Annotated in this window: 11 protein-coding genes and 1 tRNA gene; 4 read left to right on the top strand and 8 right to left on the bottom strand. The window is 35.1% G+C overall.

All coding sequences use genetic code 11. The annotated features are described in order from the left end of the window. Nucleotides 1-7: 7 nt before the first annotated feature. On the bottom strand, nucleotides 8-790 hold the full coding sequence (locus QWU_RS05870) for an ATP12 family chaperone protein (RefSeq protein WP_017196376.1): 783 nt from the start codon (nucleotides 788-790) through the stop codon (nucleotides 8-10). 426 nt (nucleotides 791-1,216) lie between these two features. On the opposite strand from QWU_RS05870, the gene QWU_RS05865 reads away from it, so the two are divergent. After that, nucleotides 1,217-2,149, top strand: coding sequence for a DMT family transporter (locus QWU_RS05865; RefSeq protein WP_081486155.1), 933 nt, complete (start codon nucleotides 1,217-1,219; stop codon nucleotides 2,147-2,149). Between the two features lie 12 nt (nucleotides 2,150-2,161). Next, nucleotides 2,162-3,421: an ATP-grasp domain-containing protein gene (locus tag QWU_RS05860; RefSeq protein WP_006589421.1), complete on the top strand. Its 1,260-nt coding sequence runs from the start codon at nucleotides 2,162-2,164 to the stop codon at nucleotides 3,419-3,421. 1,041 nt (nucleotides 3,422-4,462) lie between these two features. On the opposite strand, the gene QWU_RS05855 is transcribed toward QWU_RS05860, so the two are convergent. From QWU_RS05855 to QWU_RS05835, 3 genes are all read right to left on the bottom strand, one after another. Beyond that, the gene (locus QWU_RS05855; protein WP_006589420.1) at nucleotides 4,463-5,839 is read right to left on the bottom strand and encodes an amino acid permease; all 1,377 of its coding nucleotides are present in this window, start codon (nucleotides 5,837-5,839) and stop codon (nucleotides 4,463-4,465) included. Nucleotides 5,840-7,006: 1,167 nt separating this feature from the next. Next, nucleotides 7,007-8,545: a histidine ammonia-lyase gene (hutH, locus tag QWU_RS05840; RefSeq protein ID WP_006589419.1), complete on the bottom strand. Its 1,539-nt coding sequence runs from the start codon at nucleotides 8,543-8,545 to the stop codon at nucleotides 7,007-7,009. Nucleotides 8,546-9,203: 658 nt separating this feature from the next. Then, nucleotides 9,204-9,280: transfer RNA gene (locus QWU_RS05835), tRNA-Arg, on the bottom strand. A 253-nt stretch (nucleotides 9,281-9,533) separates the two neighbouring features. On the opposite strand from QWU_RS05835, the gene QWU_RS05830 reads away from it, so the two are divergent. Beyond that, entirely contained in the window at nucleotides 9,534-10,307 is a 774-nt protein-coding gene (locus QWU_RS05830; protein ID WP_006589418.1) for an NAD kinase, read from the top strand. 121 nt (nucleotides 10,308-10,428) lie between these two features. After that, a complete protein-coding gene (locus tag QWU_RS05825; protein WP_006589417.1) occupies nucleotides 10,429-11,832 on the top strand; it encodes a DEAD/DEAH box helicase in 1,404 nt (467 codons plus the stop codon). 59 nt (nucleotides 11,833-11,891) lie between these two features. Here the strand turns inward: QWU_RS05825 and gltX are convergent, their stop codons facing one another. The 4 genes from gltX to gor all read right to left on the bottom strand — a co-directional run bounded on the left by gltX (nucleotide 11,892) and on the right by gor (nucleotide 17,915). Further along, nucleotides 11,892-13,271 (bottom strand): glutamate--tRNA ligase, encoded by a 1,380-nt coding sequence (gltX, locus tag QWU_RS05820; protein ID WP_006589416.1) that lies wholly within the window; start codon nucleotides 13,269-13,271, stop codon nucleotides 11,892-11,894. 11 nt (nucleotides 13,272-13,282) lie between these two features. Next, nucleotides 13,283-14,944 (bottom strand): NAD+ synthase, encoded by a 1,662-nt coding sequence (locus tag QWU_RS05815; protein ID WP_006589415.1) that lies wholly within the window; start codon nucleotides 14,942-14,944, stop codon nucleotides 13,283-13,285. Nucleotides 14,945-15,070: 126 nt separating this feature from the next. Continuing rightward, complete coding sequence (locus tag QWU_RS05810) at nucleotides 15,071-16,450, bottom strand: class II 3-deoxy-7-phosphoheptulonate synthase (RefSeq protein ID WP_006589414.1); 1,380 nt, start codon at nucleotides 16,448-16,450, stop codon at nucleotides 15,071-15,073. Between the two features lie 73 nt (nucleotides 16,451-16,523). After that, nucleotides 16,524-17,915 (bottom strand): glutathione-disulfide reductase, encoded by a 1,392-nt coding sequence (gene gor / locus QWU_RS05805; protein WP_017196373.1) that lies wholly within the window; start codon nucleotides 17,913-17,915, stop codon nucleotides 16,524-16,526. Nucleotides 17,916-18,016: the final 101 nt, after the last annotated feature.

The following is an 18,016-nucleotide window of genomic DNA, read 5'->3' as shown; positions in this document are numbered from 1 at the left end:
TTAATTCTTACAAACAGGTTATTATAACTGTAGCAGCAGCATTAAATTCAACTCTTTTATGAGTACGATGTGCCATTGCCTCTTTGTCAGTGCTCCATTGTTCTATCATCCAATCTTCATCTAAATGGGCAATAGACCAAGCGTGATCTACACTTATTTTTTCTGCCATAACAGCGAGCGCAATAAGAGCTGACCCTGTTAAAGTTGTCATTGTATGAAGTGCAGCAAGTATATAAGGAGATTCAACTTTACGAAGATAATTGCTTACCGCTTGGAGTGCTTCACGTGATTGTTCAACATGCATAAGTCCTTCTGTTATATGAAAACGTGCACCAAGTTTTTCTTCTGCCCAATTCAATAAAGGATCCCACTGTTCACATTGTCGTTGTACCAACTCTTTTGGTGTTTGAGCGCGATAAAAGATCATATCACAAGCAACAAAACGCAACAAATCTTCAAAAACAACTTGCATATCATCAGCGATGCCATCAATAACGGTGTTAACAAGACGTGTCATCGGCATCTTTGCTGGATCAATAACTCGTTTTTGGTTTGTAAATTCCTGTGCAATAAATTTAGCAAACGCTTCCGTTGGCAAGAGAAAATGGCGCTTTGCTGGTGTCTTGATTGGACATCCATCCAATAAGAGGGAAAAGCCTCCCTTCTCACAAGCGATTGTTACTTCTCTATAAAATCGTTTTGGTAATGGTTGGCATGAAAGATTTTGAGTCTTCTGAACAGAGCTATTTTTATTCAAGAACCTATCAAAATGATTCAAAATTTCACGCATATTGTTCCACTTTTGATATTAAAAAAATGATTTTTTCAAAGATTTATATATCTAATTAAGATTTAAATTGATTTCTTTTTCTATTCTAAAAAAGGAAAAAGATTCTATCAATCTAAATCTGATTTTAAAATATACCCTTTTTTTTACAAACAAGACAATGATCTTGTACATATATTTGGTAACAGCTATTAAAATAATTTTTTAAAAAGAATTTGTTTTTCTTATATCTTGTTTTTTGAAATATTGGGGCGTAACAAAATATTGAGATAGCAAATACAAAAACACTTGATGCATTCGATAATAACGCTTATTTGGCAGATACTAAGGTTATATCCAAAGTAATTGTAGAAAACCGTAAATTTAGTAATCACAATTTAATTTTTCAACATCATATTGTGCACCGTGCATTATTGGGAGATTAAATCGTTGAGTTTTTTTAAAGGACGGTTATTATTCTTTACTTTTACTATTCTGGCGTTGTTTTCCATAAGTTGGTTATTATCTAAGAATTTGGTTAACAGTATACCGGTAATGCATGCAGTTGGACTTAGGTTATGTGCTACTGCTGCAGCTTTGTGGTTGATCGTAGTATTTCGTGAAAAAGCCGCTTTAAGATCATTACCGTTGCTTGCAATGATGCCTTCTTTTTTAATTCTATCAGTATTAGGATTCTCGCTGTATTTTGTATGCAGCTTTGGCGCTTTAAAATCGCTCAAAGCTAGTGATTTAACTATGGTGCTCGCCACTATTCCAGGTATTACCTATATATTGGGTGCACTGACTCATGGCCTTGAGTTCTCATGGCTGAAGCTTGGCGGGGTGATAATTGTTAGTGTAGCAGCTGTAGCATTCAATATAAACAGTGTAGAGGATGGATATTATAGCTTGATAGGGATAGGTCTTGCTTTAATAGCAGCACTTTCTTACTCTATTTATGGCTTGTTATCTAAACGTTATCTTAAAAATTTACCTTTGCTAACCGCATTGGCTTGGATTACTACAATTTCTGCAGCATCATTTATGCCATTATTCATTTTTGATTCTGCTCCACTATTACATATTAAGTTAGAAGATATATTTAAGATATTGATTTTAGGAGCCTTTTTATCTACACCAGGTTACGTATTGTACCAAAAAGTTTTAGCCGAAGGAGGCGTATTATACGCCAATACTATCGGCGTATTAGCTCCTTTTGCAGTAGTGGCATGTGAATGGATAATTGGTTCTAGAACTTCTCTAAGTACTATCAAAATAATTGCTATGATTGTAGTTGTTATAGGGATGATACTCTTATTTATAGATGCATCAAAAGTATCTGGATGGCAACTGAAACACCGTTCCAAAAATTCTAAATTATAAGGAAAAAATAAAATGAAAAAATTGGCGTTAGTTTGTCAGCGTAATGCAAAACTACCCTTTATATTTGAAGCTGCGAAAGCAGCTAACATCGAATTAGTAATGATTTATGATATCGCTGAAAATGCACCTATTCAGCTACCTGCGGCAGTAACTTCAACTTGGCAGCTTCCTGTTTTTGATCATCCAGACTTAGCTCTAGACGTTTTTGCGGCCGGAGTGAAAGAACGCAATATTGGTGGGGTTATGACTCTTTGCGAAGAAGCCATTATATGGACAGCTTTAGCTGCAAAAAAAATCAATACTCCCAGTATTGAGCCAGAAGTAGCGGCATTAACTCGGAACAAATATCTAATGCGTCAAGCTTTTGTTAAAGCAGGGCTTAGAACACCAAGATTTTTTTATATAGATAATCCAGAAGATCTATCACAAGCCCATGCTTTGGGTTGGCCGCTGGTCATTAAACCCGTTTTTGGAGCTGGTAGTATAGGCGTAATGTTAGCTAAAAATTCTGAAGAATTTCCTGATCTCATCAAAGCGGTATGGAATGTTCAGCATAAAGATATGACACGTTTCAACTATGAAAATAAATCTGTAGGTTTAGTAGTAGAACAGTATTTACCAGGAAAAGAGTTTGTTGTGGAATGCTTTGTCGATACAGCAGGTGTGCACGTTTTGGCTGTTGGAGATAAGGGACAACCTGAAGGACCATGGTTTGAAGAAACAATTTATCGTCAACGCTGTGATATAGATGATCCTTTAATTATTGCTTTATGTAAGGCTGCATGCTCTGGAGTGAAAGCTCTTGGTATAAATATGGGTGCAGCCCATGTAGAGTTACGCCTAGATGCCAATAATGTACCCTATATAATTGAGATCGGCGCTCGTATAGGTGGATCTGGTGTCTCCCATTTTATTGTGGAGCAAGGTACAGAGATTTCATTTGCAAAACTCTGTATGAATGCCGCTTTAGCTGAATCAAACCCAGACCTTCCTAATGTACTCTCAGCTAAAAAAGTGGCTGCAAATTATATTATTCCTCTTCGTGGTCATGGACAATTTTGTGGATTTTCAGGTTTGGATAAGGTTGTACAGCACCCACTAACTGCTAGAACTATCATTTTCTTTGAAATTGATCATATTTCGCCACCTCCACCAGCATTCGGTGGATATCCTGGTTTTATTTTTTCTGTTCATACCTCAGATCAAGAAGCGCGCGATTACCATAAGTGGCTTGATAATACCTTAAATATTATATGGAAAACTCATATTTAAGTGACCTGATGGAAATATTGCTACTTCTCCTTAATTTTGACATCAATCTTATCAAAATGATCAGAGCGACAATGTAATTGCCTAAAATTTTGCAAAGAATTTCCTTTTTAAGGTCATATTTTAAAACTTAATAATTGAGAAAGCTACGATCTACTTTTACATGACATTGCAATAGAATTTCCTCACCATCTCTATAATTCAAAAAATAATGAGACTTTTAGCCGTTTTTTTAGGTATAACAAACCTCCTCACCGAACTAAAGAAAGAAAAAAATCTTAGCACCCCCAATCTAAGTTAAGACTATACACTCTGTTTTATAAATAAGACAATAGTCTTATTCTTATATTCAGTAACAGCTGTTAGCATATTTAAAAATTGAATATATTAAGCTTTGCGATAAAAATGCATTAATATTTCTGCCTTAAATGACGATATTTTATTCCACAATAGATAAATTGGCTTTCTTGCCCCAGTAAAATCTACACCAAGTTTTTTTCATCCAAATACCTTCTCTAAAGAAAATTTAAAGATGTTTCATGTATCAAATCCAACTATCCTTAATAAAGCTAGACCACTCAATCGTCTTAAAATTTGTTTCATTTTTGCTCTCTTAATTTTTTTAATAAATTAATGCAGAAGTAAATATATCGTAATTCCCTATACGTTCTAACTTGAATTTCCATAATAATTATAGGTACTACAATCATGGTGGAGTTAGACTCTCCATCTCTCTCATGAGAATTGTTAGCAGATATCAAAAATAGAGTAGATTGAAGCATAGCTTATAAGAAGTAGAGGATTGTAAGTAATTCTTGCATCAATGGGATATAGGTGATTAAAGAAGGATAGCTTTAGCTTTCTCTGTTTTGTAGCTGTTACCGTTTTATATAGTTTAGCTGCTGTTATTGGCTATAATTATCATATCGCTTTAAAACAACATGATTATTAGGAAATTTATTTTTAATTTCTAGAAAGCAATTATAAGACGTATTTTTTCTTGAAAGCATCAGCTATTTTCCCAAGTTAAATCTTATCTATATTTTAGTGTACCTCGCTTTTCTTGAAATTGTAAAGTTTAAGTGCATAGAAACAAACAACAAGCCCAATAAGCCAAATAAGTCCTACAATTAGAATTGGCCGTGTATTATCGAAAAACCACAATATAATAAAGATAAAAGCCATAAATAAAATAGAAAAAATCGGTCCAATGGGCCAAAATGGAATTGGAAATCTTAAACTATTCTGTACTTCTTTAGACATTTTTAGCCGCATAAAAATTTGTGAAAGTAAAATCATCATCCAAACGAAAACCGTTGCAAACGTTGCCATTGACGCAATAAGAAAAAATAGCCCTTCATGGTAAAAATAATTAAGAATAACACCAAAAAGAAAAATTATGAAGATTAGTAAAATAACAAGAATTGGTACACCATTTTTTGATAAATATTGAAATTTTTTTAAAACATAACCTTCTTGAGATAACCCATGTATCATGCGACAAGCGCCATACATTCCACTATTCATTGCTGAAATAGCCGCTGTAACAACAACAATATTTAGGATGTTTGCTGCATATGAAATTCCAAGGTTTTCAAAAATTGAAACAAAAGGACTATCCATAAGACCAATTTTATTCCAAGGATAAAGAGACATTAGAATAGCCAATGTCATAATATAAAATAGCAAAATACGAACTGGGGTAGAATTAATTGCTTTTGAAATTGTTTGATAAGGATTTTGTACTTCCATTACTGCCATCCCTATGATTTCTATGCCACCAAAAGCAAAGACAACAACACTAAAACAAGCCAAAAAACCAAACCAACCATTAGGAAAAATACCACCATTTTCCCACAAATTGTAAATAGTAACAGTAGAAGAATTTACACTTGTATCCCAACCAAATAAAATAATCACTATCCCTAAAATAATCATCGCAACTATAGCAATAATTTTAATGGAAGATAACCAAAACTCTAGTTCACCATATACTTCTACTGCGGCTAAATTAATTCCTGTAATGATCAGTGTAATACTAAGTGCCCATATCCAAGGCGCGACATTAGGATACCAAAATCCCATATAAGTTGCAAAAGCTGTGATATCAGCCAAACCAACAAGAATCATCTCGAATACATATGTCCACCCTGTTAAAAAGCCAGCTAACGGCGATATGTAATTTGCAGCATAACGGGCAAAAGAACCGGGCAGTGGATCATGAATAATCATCTCTCCTAAAGCGCGCATAACCATAAAAATAGCTAAACCAGCAATACAATAAGCAATCAAAACACTTGGCCCTGCAAGCTTAATCGCTTGTGCCGATCCATAAAAGAGACCTGTACCAATAGCAGAACCAAGAGCTAAAAAAATAACTTGACGCTTATTCATACCCCGTTTCAATTCATTTGCTACCATTTTTTTCTTCTTCACTGAAATCTTGAAAAATCTATATAACAACATCAGCTCTATGATAAATAAAGCCTCACATTTCTTTCATGAATATATTTCAAAAGGCATCAAAAACCAGCCAGTCCAATACTTTGCCCTAAACAATAAAAAATACTTTTGTTGTAAATTATTCAGATTTTATAACCTACAATTTTGTATCATTTTATTGAAATAAGGTAATAATAAATTTTTTGACAATTGTCATTTAATTCATTTTGTATTCTCTAATTTTTTACAGAAAAAATGAGCCTTAGTAGAGCATCAGCCCTTAGATTTTTATTTTGGTATACCAAAATAAAAATCTAAAAGTCTATAAAAGGCGAATTCAATTTCAATATGCGTACATTAAACTTTTTTTGTTATTTTAAGCAAATTCTCTTTGTACCCATAACCAAAGTTCGCAAGCTTTCAAAAACCTGATAAAATGCACCCACAACCTGCCTTTTAAGAACTCGAGCTGCCTTAAATTCAAGCTTTTTAATAAAAAAATATTGTGGTAAAAGCAATGTTTTTGACTTTTGGTCCGATAACAGATCTTCCTGCTCCTCTAAAAGTTTAGTCTGAAATAGCAATAAGATCTCTGTTTATCGTAGAAATAAGAAGATCTTTCTCTTGTAACATTACAATAATGAAAATCTCTTCTAGAAAGCTACTTCTCCTAAAATTTGCATAAACCTCAAAAATTTGTGAAAAAAAGAATTTCTGTAAAAATGCATAATCCAGCACCTTTAAACATTTCTTTTCTCTTTATTTACTTAAAATACCAAAAATGAACTAGATGACTTATAAAGCATTAAGAAGTAATAATAATAGATAAATAAATTTTTTATTTTTACTTTATATAATAATTATAAAAATATAATATTATAATATATAACTTTTAGCTATTATCTAAATTAGAATAAAAATCATAATATAAACCGTAAAATAGGAACTTTAACTTTATAGTTTTTGTAAAATTAGAGCACGAAAAACATAATAAGAGAGATAATTGACTATAAGTACAAAACATATCTCATTAAATAAATATATATTTACTTAATAAGTCAAATATAGTGCTAATCTGCTAAATTTTATATGAAAACGTTTCAGAATTCAATATTCTCTCCTTTCTCACTAATCTCAAAATAAATATTATTGAAAACTTAATGAAGGAAAAATTTTTCCTGGTAAAATAGATAATAACTGCCCTTCACGCACGAGGATATGCCCTTTATGAAGATCTGGAGCCATGTAACGATCTTCTTTAAGAGTATCAATATTTTTGCGTAAATACTCCATAACAGACTGCAAGGAAGGGCTTGTTTTTAAAGGAGCGCGATATTCAATTCCTTGTGCTGCAACAAGCGTTTCAATACCGATAATAGTAAAAAGATTTTCACTCATTGCCAAAAGTCGACGAGCACCATGGCATGCCATTGAAACGTGATCTTCTTGATTTGCTGAAGTTGGTGTTGAATCAACAGAAGCAGGATGCGCCATCTGTTTATTTTCCGACATTAAAGCAGCCGCAGTTACTTCAGCAATCATAAAACCTGAATTAAGACCAGCATTATGTGCTAAAAAAGCTGGCAACCCATAAGAAACTGCTGGATCAACCATAAGAGCAATACGTCTTTGAGAAATGGAACCTATTTCACATACAGCAAGAGCAATTTGATCAGCAGCAAAGGCGACAGGTTCAGCATGAAAATTTCCACCTGATACAACCTCTCCATTACTCAAAATCAATGGATTATCTGTAACTGCATTCGCCTCAATAATAAGTGTTTTTGCTGCTGCGATAAGAATATCAAAACATGCCCCCATAACTTGTGGTTGACAACGTATACAGTAAGGATCTTGTACACGAACATCACCATGTAAATGCGCAGCTCGAATTTCTGAATTTTTTAAAAGCTTTTTTAGTGTTTGCGATACAACAATTTGACCATAATGACCTCGTAAAATATGAATATCGGGATGAAAGGGTGCTGTTGATCCCATAATAGCATCTACTGTCAATGCTCCAGCAAGAAGTCCACCACACAATGCTCGATAACTACGGAAAAGGCCGGCAAGAGCAAGGGCAGTTGATGTTTGAGTGCCATTGATAAGAGCAAGCCCCTCTTTTGCCTCCAAAACAATAGGAGATAATCCAGCTCTCTCTAGAGCAGCAGCTCCACTCATACGAATATTTTGAAAAAATGCTTCTCCCTTTCCCATCATAACAGCAGCCATATGAGCAAGTGGAGCAAGATCACCTGATGCACCAACAGATCCCTTTTCAGGAATTACAGGAATAATTCCTCTTAAAAGCATATTTTCTAGTAAATGTACTAACTCTAAACGAACACCAGAAGCCCCTCGCCCTAAAGAAAGAAGCTTTAAAGTCATTATCAAACGCACAATATTTTCAGATAACGGTTCTCCTACACCACAACAATGTGATAAAATAAGATTTCTCTGTAAAATAGCGACATCGCTTGCATCAATTTTAATTGAAGCCAATTTACCAAAACCAGTATTGATGCCATAAACAGGTTCACTTCCAGCAGAAATTTCAGCAATGCGTTCTGCTCCCTTTCTGATAGCAGCATGTGTATCACTGTGAAGTTTGCTTACCTCACCATTGAAATAAACTGCCTCAAGTTCGCTAAGTGTTACCTCACCTGGTTTTAGTAGAATAGTCATAACTTTCTTTCATTTAATTAAAATATAATATTTAGCGCTATTGATCTTAATTTATAAGATAAAAAACGCTATAGTAACTCTTTAGAGAAAATTAAAATCAATCAGAAAAATGAACTCTGCTCATTCTTACCTTCATTATAAACAACAAAATCAACCACTTGCCTTTTTAATAAATCATTTTATGAGAAAAGCCTTTTACCCATGTTTTCTCAACTCAAGACAATATTCGATTTTTTATTATTTGCAGAATCCATTTGTATTTTTGCATCATAAATCCCCCCTTCTTGATAAGAAATAAGTTTAGTAAATTCAGATATTTTAAATACCAAAAGCAAAAAATTACTCTCGATTAAGCATAATACAAATAGTATCTTAATTATAATTTACTACGTTTCAAAAAAAATACCAATATAAAATACATATATTAATACAATAGATATAAACAGTTAAGAAAAGATAGATATTAGAAATTATATCATTTTGAATATAAGATCATAAAATTATCCCTAACCACATGTATAAGAACACTTATAAGTTCTTTCTGTATCAATGTTATTGCGATACAAAAGAGCAGATAAAATCAATTTTAATAAAACAGCTCCATCTTTATTGCAAATAATATAATTATAAAAATGACATAAAATAGTATTGAAAAGCTTGGTGCACCCGACAGAATTCGAATCTGTGACCTCTGCCTTCGGAGGGCAGCGCTCTATCCTGCTGAGCTACGGGTGCTTATAATTTAAACAGTTGCCTTTTAACTGATCATACCCTCAGCTTCAATGATGAATTACCATTCTTTAAAAAAATACGCTTTCATAGCTTATATTACTGTGCAACTTTTCGCCCTATCATTCTATGATATATTACTTTAACCAGATTAGTTTTTGTACATAATGCTTTTTTTCATAGAAACGCTTTTATATACAGCTTCAAAATTTTTTCTAAATAGGCTAAAATAAGTTGTGAATATCAGGATAATTTTTTAATGATTACATTACCAAATCGCTTTCATTTTATTTCTGCAGAAACTGAAGAAGCTCTCAAAGCGACTCATAAATTAATTTCTGTTTATGGTCATTCTTCCCTGAAAGAAGCAGATGTTGTTATTGCAATCGGTGGCGATGGAACAATGTTACAAACAGTGCGAGATGTTATGAACACTGGAAAACCTATTTATGGTATGAATCAAGGCTCTGTAGGATTTCTTATGAATGAATTTCATGAAAAGAAATTGCCAAGTCGTATTGCTGCCGCGCATAAAAAAGAAATTCATCCCTTACGCATGATTGCAGAAGCTGTATGTCAAGGAACTATTGAAGCACTCGCAATCAATGAAGTTTCTCTCTTTCGTCAATCTTATCAAGCAGCAAAAATTCGCATTAGCATTGATGGTAATGTACGTATGGAACAATTAAGTTGCGATGGTGTCCTTGTTGCAACACCAGCAGGATCTACCGCATATAATTTATCAGTACAAGGACCTATTCTTCCCCTCATGGCTCCACTTATGGCACTTACCCCTGTTAGTCCCTTTCGTCCAAGACGCTGGCATGGAGCATTACTTCCCAATACAGCAACAGTACGCTTTGATATGCTCGAATCTGATAAACGCCCTGTCAATGCTGCCGCAGACAATGTTGAAGTTAAATCTGTCCATTCAGTGACTATTTCAACAGCAACAGAATTAACAGCCTCAATTCTTTTTGACTCTAATCATTCATGGGATGAGCGAATTTTATCAGAACAATTTCGCTATTAATTATTGTATTATGCTTTCTATGCGTATATGGCTGTTATAGTTGACTTTTTTGTGAAGTCACTTTACCCCTCTAAAATGGTTTAGAAAGCGAAATTAAAATCGCAGAGCAATTGATAAAAAAATGATACCACCTTTAAATAGTTTCGATGATTTAGGTCTTTCTGCAAAGGTTATTAAAGCTGTAAAATCAGCTGGATATACAGCTCCAACGCCTATTCAAAGTGGAACAATTCCTCATGTATTACAAAAAAAAGATGTTTTGGGAATTGCTCAAACAGGAACGGGAAAAACAGCTTCTTTCGTTTTGCCTATGCTCACACTCCTTGAAACAGGTCGTGCAAGAGCACGAATGCCCCGTACTCTTATACTAGAACCAACACGAGAACTTGCAGCGCAAGTTGAAGAAAATTTTGATAAGTACGGAATAAATCATCGTTTAAATGTTGCTCTTTTGATCGGCGGTGTGTCTTTTGAACAGCAAGATCGTAAGCTTGAAAGAGGGGCTGATGTTCTTATAGCAACACCAGGACGCCTTCTTGATCATTTTGAACGCGGTAAATTACTCCTAATGGGAGTTGAAATTCTTGTGATTGATGAAGCTGATCGCATGTTGGATATGGGATTTATTCCTGATATTGAACGTATTTGTAAACTCACTCCTTTTACGCGTCAAACTTTGTTCTTTTCTGCAACAATGGCGCCAGAAATCAGCAAACTAACAAAGCAATTTTTACATTCTCCAGTGTCTGTTGAAGTTACAAAAGCTTCCTCAACAGCTACCACAATTACACAGTGGCTTGTCAAATCTGGAAATAAGTCATGGGATAAAAGAGCTGTTTTGCGAGAACTTATCCACAATGAAGGTGATGAATTCAAAAATGCGATTATTTTTTGTAATCGAAAAAGAGATATTTCTGAACTCTTTAGATCACTCGTAAGGCATAATTTTAGTGTAGGCGCACTTCACGGAGATATGGATCAATATTCGCGCACGAACACGCTAACTGATTTTAAAAATAATAAACTTAAACTTCTCGTGGCTTCTGATGTTGCTGCTCGTGGACTCGACATTCCAGCAGTAAGCCATGTTTTCAACTATGATGTTCCAACACATGCTGAAGACTATATTCATCGCATTGGACGGACAGGACGTGCAAACCGTAGCGGAAAAGCTTTTACCATCGTCACAAAAGCTGACCAAAAATATGTCCATGCCATTGAAGAAATAAGCAACGAAAAAATTAAATGGCTGAATGGAGATCTCTCTACTTTAACACCTGATGACCAAGAAGATGATATCATTTTTAAAAAAAAGTTTCCAAAATCATTTAAAAAGATTGATTCCCCAAAGCACATTGTTCAAACTAAAAGCATCTTAAAAAATGATAAAGTGGATTATATTCAAACTGCAAATCATAAAACAAAACCACTTGAACAAAATCACTCTCGAAAAAATAAAGAGGCTTCTCCGCTTGGATTTGGCAATGATATCCCAGCATTTATGCTGATAAAAATTCGTAATTAAACCGAAAATTTGCTATTTTTGAGAGTAAAAATAAATAAAGCACTTTAGAAACATTGCTTTTAGTTGTTTTGTGCAGCCAATCTTTCAATAACTTTTTCACGCCCTAAAAGTTGCAAAAGTTTTCCCATTTCAGGTCCATGATCTATTCCTGTAAGTGCTTGACGTAATGGCATAAATAAAGCTTTTCCTCTACGATCCGTTTTTTCTTTTAATGCTGTCGTCCAAACTTTCCAACTTTCTTCATTTAATGCACCTGTAGGCAAAACATTGAGTGACTGACACACAAATGCACGATCTTCAAGCGCTACTGTCTCAAAGCTCTGTTCATCATGAATAATTTTCCACCACAAGACAGCATCATTGACTTTGTCAATATTGCTTCTTATTGCATTCCAAAAATATTCTGCTTTTTCTCCCTTAATAGAAAGATTTTCAAGCCGCGTTTTTACTTCTGCATAGGTTAATTCATGAACAAGATGACTGTTCAAAACAAAAAGATCCGCTATGTCAAATTTTGCAACCGATCTTGATGTATCTTGTAGACTAAAATGCTCTAAAAGAGCAGCTTGATGAGGACAGGGACGAACATTTTGCGACGTTCCAATCAAAACAGCAAGACACTGGATAGCCATCGATTCAAATCCTTCCGCTCGTAGAGAGCGAATAGAAAGATCATTATTACGTTTTGAAAGCCCTTTTCCAAAAACTGTTGTCAATAAATTGATATGACCAAAAATTGGCAATTTTGCACCGAGAGCTTGGAAAAGAGCAATCTGAGCACCTGTATTTGTAATGTGATCATCCCCACGAATAATATGTGTAATGGCCATATCTATATCATCAACCACAGAAGGCAGTGTATAAAGATAACTCCCATCTTCACGAATGAGAACAGGATCTGAAAGAGAGGCTAAATCAATCGTCTGCTTTCCTTTTACTGCATCATTCCAGCAAGCTTCTGTTCGCTTTGTTTGCAAAGGATCATTTTCAAAATTAGGAAGAAGAAAACGCCAATAAGGTTTACGACCTTGTGATTCAAAATTTTGTTTTTCTTCTGCTGTTAATTTCAATGCAGCACGATCATAAATAGGGGGTAATTTGCGAGAAAGTTGGATCTTTCGACGTCTATCTAATTCTTCCGCTGTTTCATAACAAGGATAAAGAAGGCCACATTGTTTGAGCATTTCTGCAACTTCATCATATCGATTAAAGCGTTTAGATTGGTAATAAATTTCATTCGGTTGAATACCAAGCCACTCAAGGTCAACGGCAATAGCATCAATATATTCCTGTTTAGAGCGTTCAATATCTGTATCATCGTAACGCAAGATAAATGCTCCCTTATATGCTTGCGCATAAAGCCAGTTGAAGAGAGCAATACGGGTATTGCCAATATGAATATAACCTGTTGGAGAGGGTGCAAAGCGAACTTTTACCATAAAAATAATACTCAATTCTTATCGTGAAAACGATTGACTATAGGATAACGGCGATCGCGTCCGAAATTTTTATAACTAATTTTTACACCAGGTGCAGATTGTCGCCTTTTATATTCAGCACCATAAAGAAGATGCTCAATTTTTTCAACCGTTTCGCGTATATAGCCACGTTTAACAATATCACCAATACTCATGTCATCCTCTACAAGAGATTGCAAGATATCATCTAAGATAGGATAAGGAGGAAGAGAATCTTCATCTCTTTGATTTTCTCTAAGCTCTGCAGAAGGTGCTTTTGCTATAATATTAGTGGGGATTACAATTTTCTCTGGACCTTTAAAATCATGCAAGTGATTTTTATTGCGCCATTCAGCTAATGCATAGACCTGTGTTTTATAAATATCCTTAAGAGGATTAAAACCTCCATTCATATCACCGTAAAGTGTTGCATATCCCACAGCCATTTCTGATTTATTACCTGTTGTTACAACCATGAAACCCAATTTATTTGAAAGCGCCATCAAGAGAGTACCACGTATGCGACTTTGAAGATTTTCTTCCGTCACGTCAGATGGCAATCCTAAAAAAAGAGGCGATGTTACATTCAAAAAAGCCTTAACAACTTGCTCTATCGGTATCACTTCATAACGACATCCTAAAAGATGCGCACATTCTTTAGCATCTTGCAATGATTCTTGTGAAGTATAATGATAAGGCATCATTACGGTATGAACCCTTTGCGCACCAAGAGCATCCACCGCCATTGCTGTACAAAGAGCTGAATCAATTCCTCCTGAAAGACCAAGAATAACATCCTTAAAGTGATTTTTATTAACGTAATCTCTCAAACCTAAAACACAAGCTTGATAATCAGCAGCTAAATCTGTTAAAAGTTTTTCATTTGGCCCACAAATACATTGCCATCCTGTTATTTTTTTTTGCCAATGACTTACAGAAACATGGCTTTCAAAATGTTTCATTTGAAATGCCATTTTTCCTTTTCCATTTAACGCAAAAGATCCTCCATCAAAAACCAGCTCATCTTGCCCTCCCACCTGATTAGCATAAATAATCGGCATGCCAGATTGAAGTGCATGCGCACGAACAACTTCTATCCGTTTGAGTGTTTTATTACGATAATAAGGAGATCCATTAAGAACCAGAATCATCTCAGCCCCTTTATTGCCAAGTTCTACACACAAAGAGGGATCATTCCAAATATCTTCACAAATCACTATTCCCAATTTTATCCCATGATAATCAATCGGCTCAGGACGGGGGCCGGGAGAAAATAATCGCTTTTCATCAAATTCAGCATAATTAGGTAAATCAAATTTTAAATTTTCAGCAATTATCTTTCCTTCATCAAGAAGCACAGCAGCATTATAAATATTATTATTACGCCTTAAAGGAAGACCAATAATAATTCCTGGTCCGCCAATCGTTATCTTTGTTAACTTTTTAACAGCATCTTCACATGTTTTTGTAAATGCGGATTTTAGAACAAGATCTTCCGGTGGATAAGCACTTATAAAAAGCTCCGTAAATAAAACAAGATCGGCTTTTTCTGCTTTGGCTTTCTGATGTGCTATTAAAGCAAGAGAAAGATTCCCTTCTATATCACCAACTACAGGATTTAATTGGGCAACTGCTACCCGAAAATCATTTTTCATAAGCCTTTATATCATTCCATCCGTTTGGTGACCATAACTCTGTTATAATTATTAGAAATATTTTTTGCAAAAGAGCTTATTTCTCTGACAAATAGCTAAAATAAAAAACATTATGCTACTTTTTGTCTAACCATTTGCAGCAAATGTCAATGAATCAGTATGACGATTTTTTTTGAGAAGTTCTGCAACAAGAAAAGCTAATTCTAGTGCTTGATCTGCATTTAATCGAGGATCACACTGCGTATGATAACGGTCAGATAAATCTTCTACAGAAATAGCATGTGCCCCACCTGTACATTCAGTTACATCACGACCGGTCATTTCAATATGAATCCCTCCTGGATAAGTTCCTTCTCCATAATGTACAAAAAAGAATTTCTCTACTTCTTTTAAAACATAATCAAAGGGACGTGTTTTATAGCCATTTACAGTCACTGTATTACCATGCATTGGATCACATGACCATATAACTTTGCGCTTTTCGCGCTCAACTGCACGGATCAGTTTAGGTAAATAATGTTCTACCTTATTATAACCAAAACGTGTAATGAGTGTTAACCGTCCAAATTCATTTTCAGGATTTAAAATATCAATCAATCTCAAAAGCTCATCGGGCTCAATGGAAGGACCACACTTCAACCCAAGTGGATTTTTGATACCGCGGCAATATTCAACGTGAGCATGATCAATCTGACGTGTACGATCACCAATCCATAACATATGACCAGACGTTGCATACCAATCTCCAGAAGTCGAATCAATCCGCGTCAAAGCCTCTTCATAGCCAAGCAAAAGAGCTTCATGACTGGTATAAAAAGATGTTTCACGTAACGAAAAATTTGTTTTAGATGTAATCCCTATAGAACGCATAAAATCAATTGCTTCAGAAATACGCTCTGCCAACAACTCATAACGCTCGCCCTGCGGGCTGTTAGAAACAAAACTCAACATCCATGCATGAACATTTTCTAAATCTGCGTACCCCCCTTGCGAAAAAGCACGCAATAGATTCAATGTTGCTGCTGATTGGCGATAAGCCATAGACATTCGCTGTGGATCAGGGGTACGAGAATTTGCCTTAAATTCAATGTCATTAATAATGTCTCCCCGATAAGAAGGAAGCTCGACACCCTCTTTGTTTTCCATATCTGAAGAGCGGGGTTTTGCAAATTGACCAGCAATACGACCGATTTTAACAACAGGCTTAGAACCACCAAAAGTTAAAACAATTGCCATTTGCAAAAAAACACGAAAAAAATCACGGATATTGTCAGCCTCATGTTCTGCAAAGCTTTCTGCACAATCTCCACCTTGTAATAAAAAAGCTTGACCTTGTGCAACAATAGCTAGCTCATTTTTCAGATCACGTGCCTCTCCGGCAAAAACCAAAGGAGGATAACTCCGTAGTTTTCGTTCAACATCTGCTAACATAGATTTATCTGGATAAGCCGGAATTTGTTTAACTGGCTTTGTTCTCCAAGAATTAGGCATCCATTCTTTTATCATTTACACTCTCTCCAGAGTTTAAAGCACATAGCTTACCGTACTAAATTTCCGCTTACCACATAATATGTGCTATTTAATTTTCTATTTTCCTCCCATTTTCATATATATAACTTGGTTTATACATCGTTACTAGTTCCTCTGCTACCGTTGGATGCACTGCCATGGTTTCGTCAAAGATATCTTTTGTTAATTTTCCCTTAAGAGCTATACCAATAAGCTGTGCCATCTCGCCAGCATTTTCTCCTAAAATATGTGCTCCCACAACAATACGGCTTTCACCATCAACAATAAGCTTCATAAATATTTTTTCTAAATTTCCGGAAAGAACATTGCGTATAGGACGAAAAACTGTGCGATAAATCTCCACACGCTTATAACGATGAAGTGCATCTTCTTCTGAAAGGCCGACTGTTCCAATCTCGGGCTGTGAAAAAACTGCTGTTGTGATCAAATCATAATCAGGTATTGTGGGTATATTTTCAAATACAGTTTTAACAAAACACATTGCATCATGAATCGCAACAGGTGTCAATTGAATATGGCCTGTTACATCACCAACAGCCCAAATGTGAGGAATATTGGTTGTCATTTTTTTATCAACAACAATTGCACCAGAGGTATTCACTTTAACACCTGCCCGCTCAAGACCTAACCCTGTTGTATTTGGTACACGCCCCGTAGCCAACATAATCTGTTCGGCACTCACTGTTTGACCACCCGATAAAACGACATCATAATAATCGCCTCTCGCTTGTACCTCGGAAACTGTTACCCCATAAATAATAGAAATCCCTTTTTCACTCATTGCATCATGAAGTAATTTCCGCAATTCATAGTCAAAGCTACGAAGAATTAAATCACCACGATGAAGAAGTGTTGTTTTTACACCTAATTCATGGAAAATATTAGCAAATTCAACGCCAATATATCCACCACCAACAATGACGATTGATTTTGGAAGCTTTTCAAGATCAAAGATTTCATTGGAAGTAAGGCATAAATCACTACCGCTTATCTCAGTATTTGGTGCAATTTTTGCCCCCGTCGCTATTAAAATTTTTTCCGCCCTTACCCGTTCGCCTGTTGCTGAGAGCTCTAATGTATGCGCATCAATAAAAATAGCTCGGCTTTTATAAATATGTACATTGTTATTTTCTAATCCTTTACGGAATAGTCCTTCTAATCTTGATATTTCTTCATTTTTAGCCGCAACCAATTTTTCCCAATTAAAAACCGGATCCGCATATTTCCATCCAAAACCAACACTTTTGCGAAACTCTTTCGCGTATTGTGAGGCATAAACATATAATTTCTTAGGAACACAACCGCGAATAACACAAGTCCCCCCTATACGATATTCTTCTGCTATAGCAACACGCTTACCAAGCCCTCCCGCAAGACGTGCGGCACGCACTCCGCCTGAACCACTTCCAATAACAAATAAATCAAAATCAAAAGATCCCACGAGCTATTCCTTCTTATATATCTGCAACAATAGGCTATGGTGATTTATTATCAAGTAAAAGTTTTTTATTTTCAATCGCCATTTTTCTACAAAGCAACATT

It is taken from the genome of Bartonella birtlesii IBS 325 (genome assembly GCF_000273375.1).
Taxonomy (GTDB): Bacteria; Pseudomonadota; Alphaproteobacteria; order Rhizobiales; family Rhizobiaceae; genus Bartonella; species Bartonella birtlesii.
The sequence above is the reverse complement of the archived record's forward strand: the minus strand, read 5'-3'. Positions and strand labels throughout refer to the sequence as shown.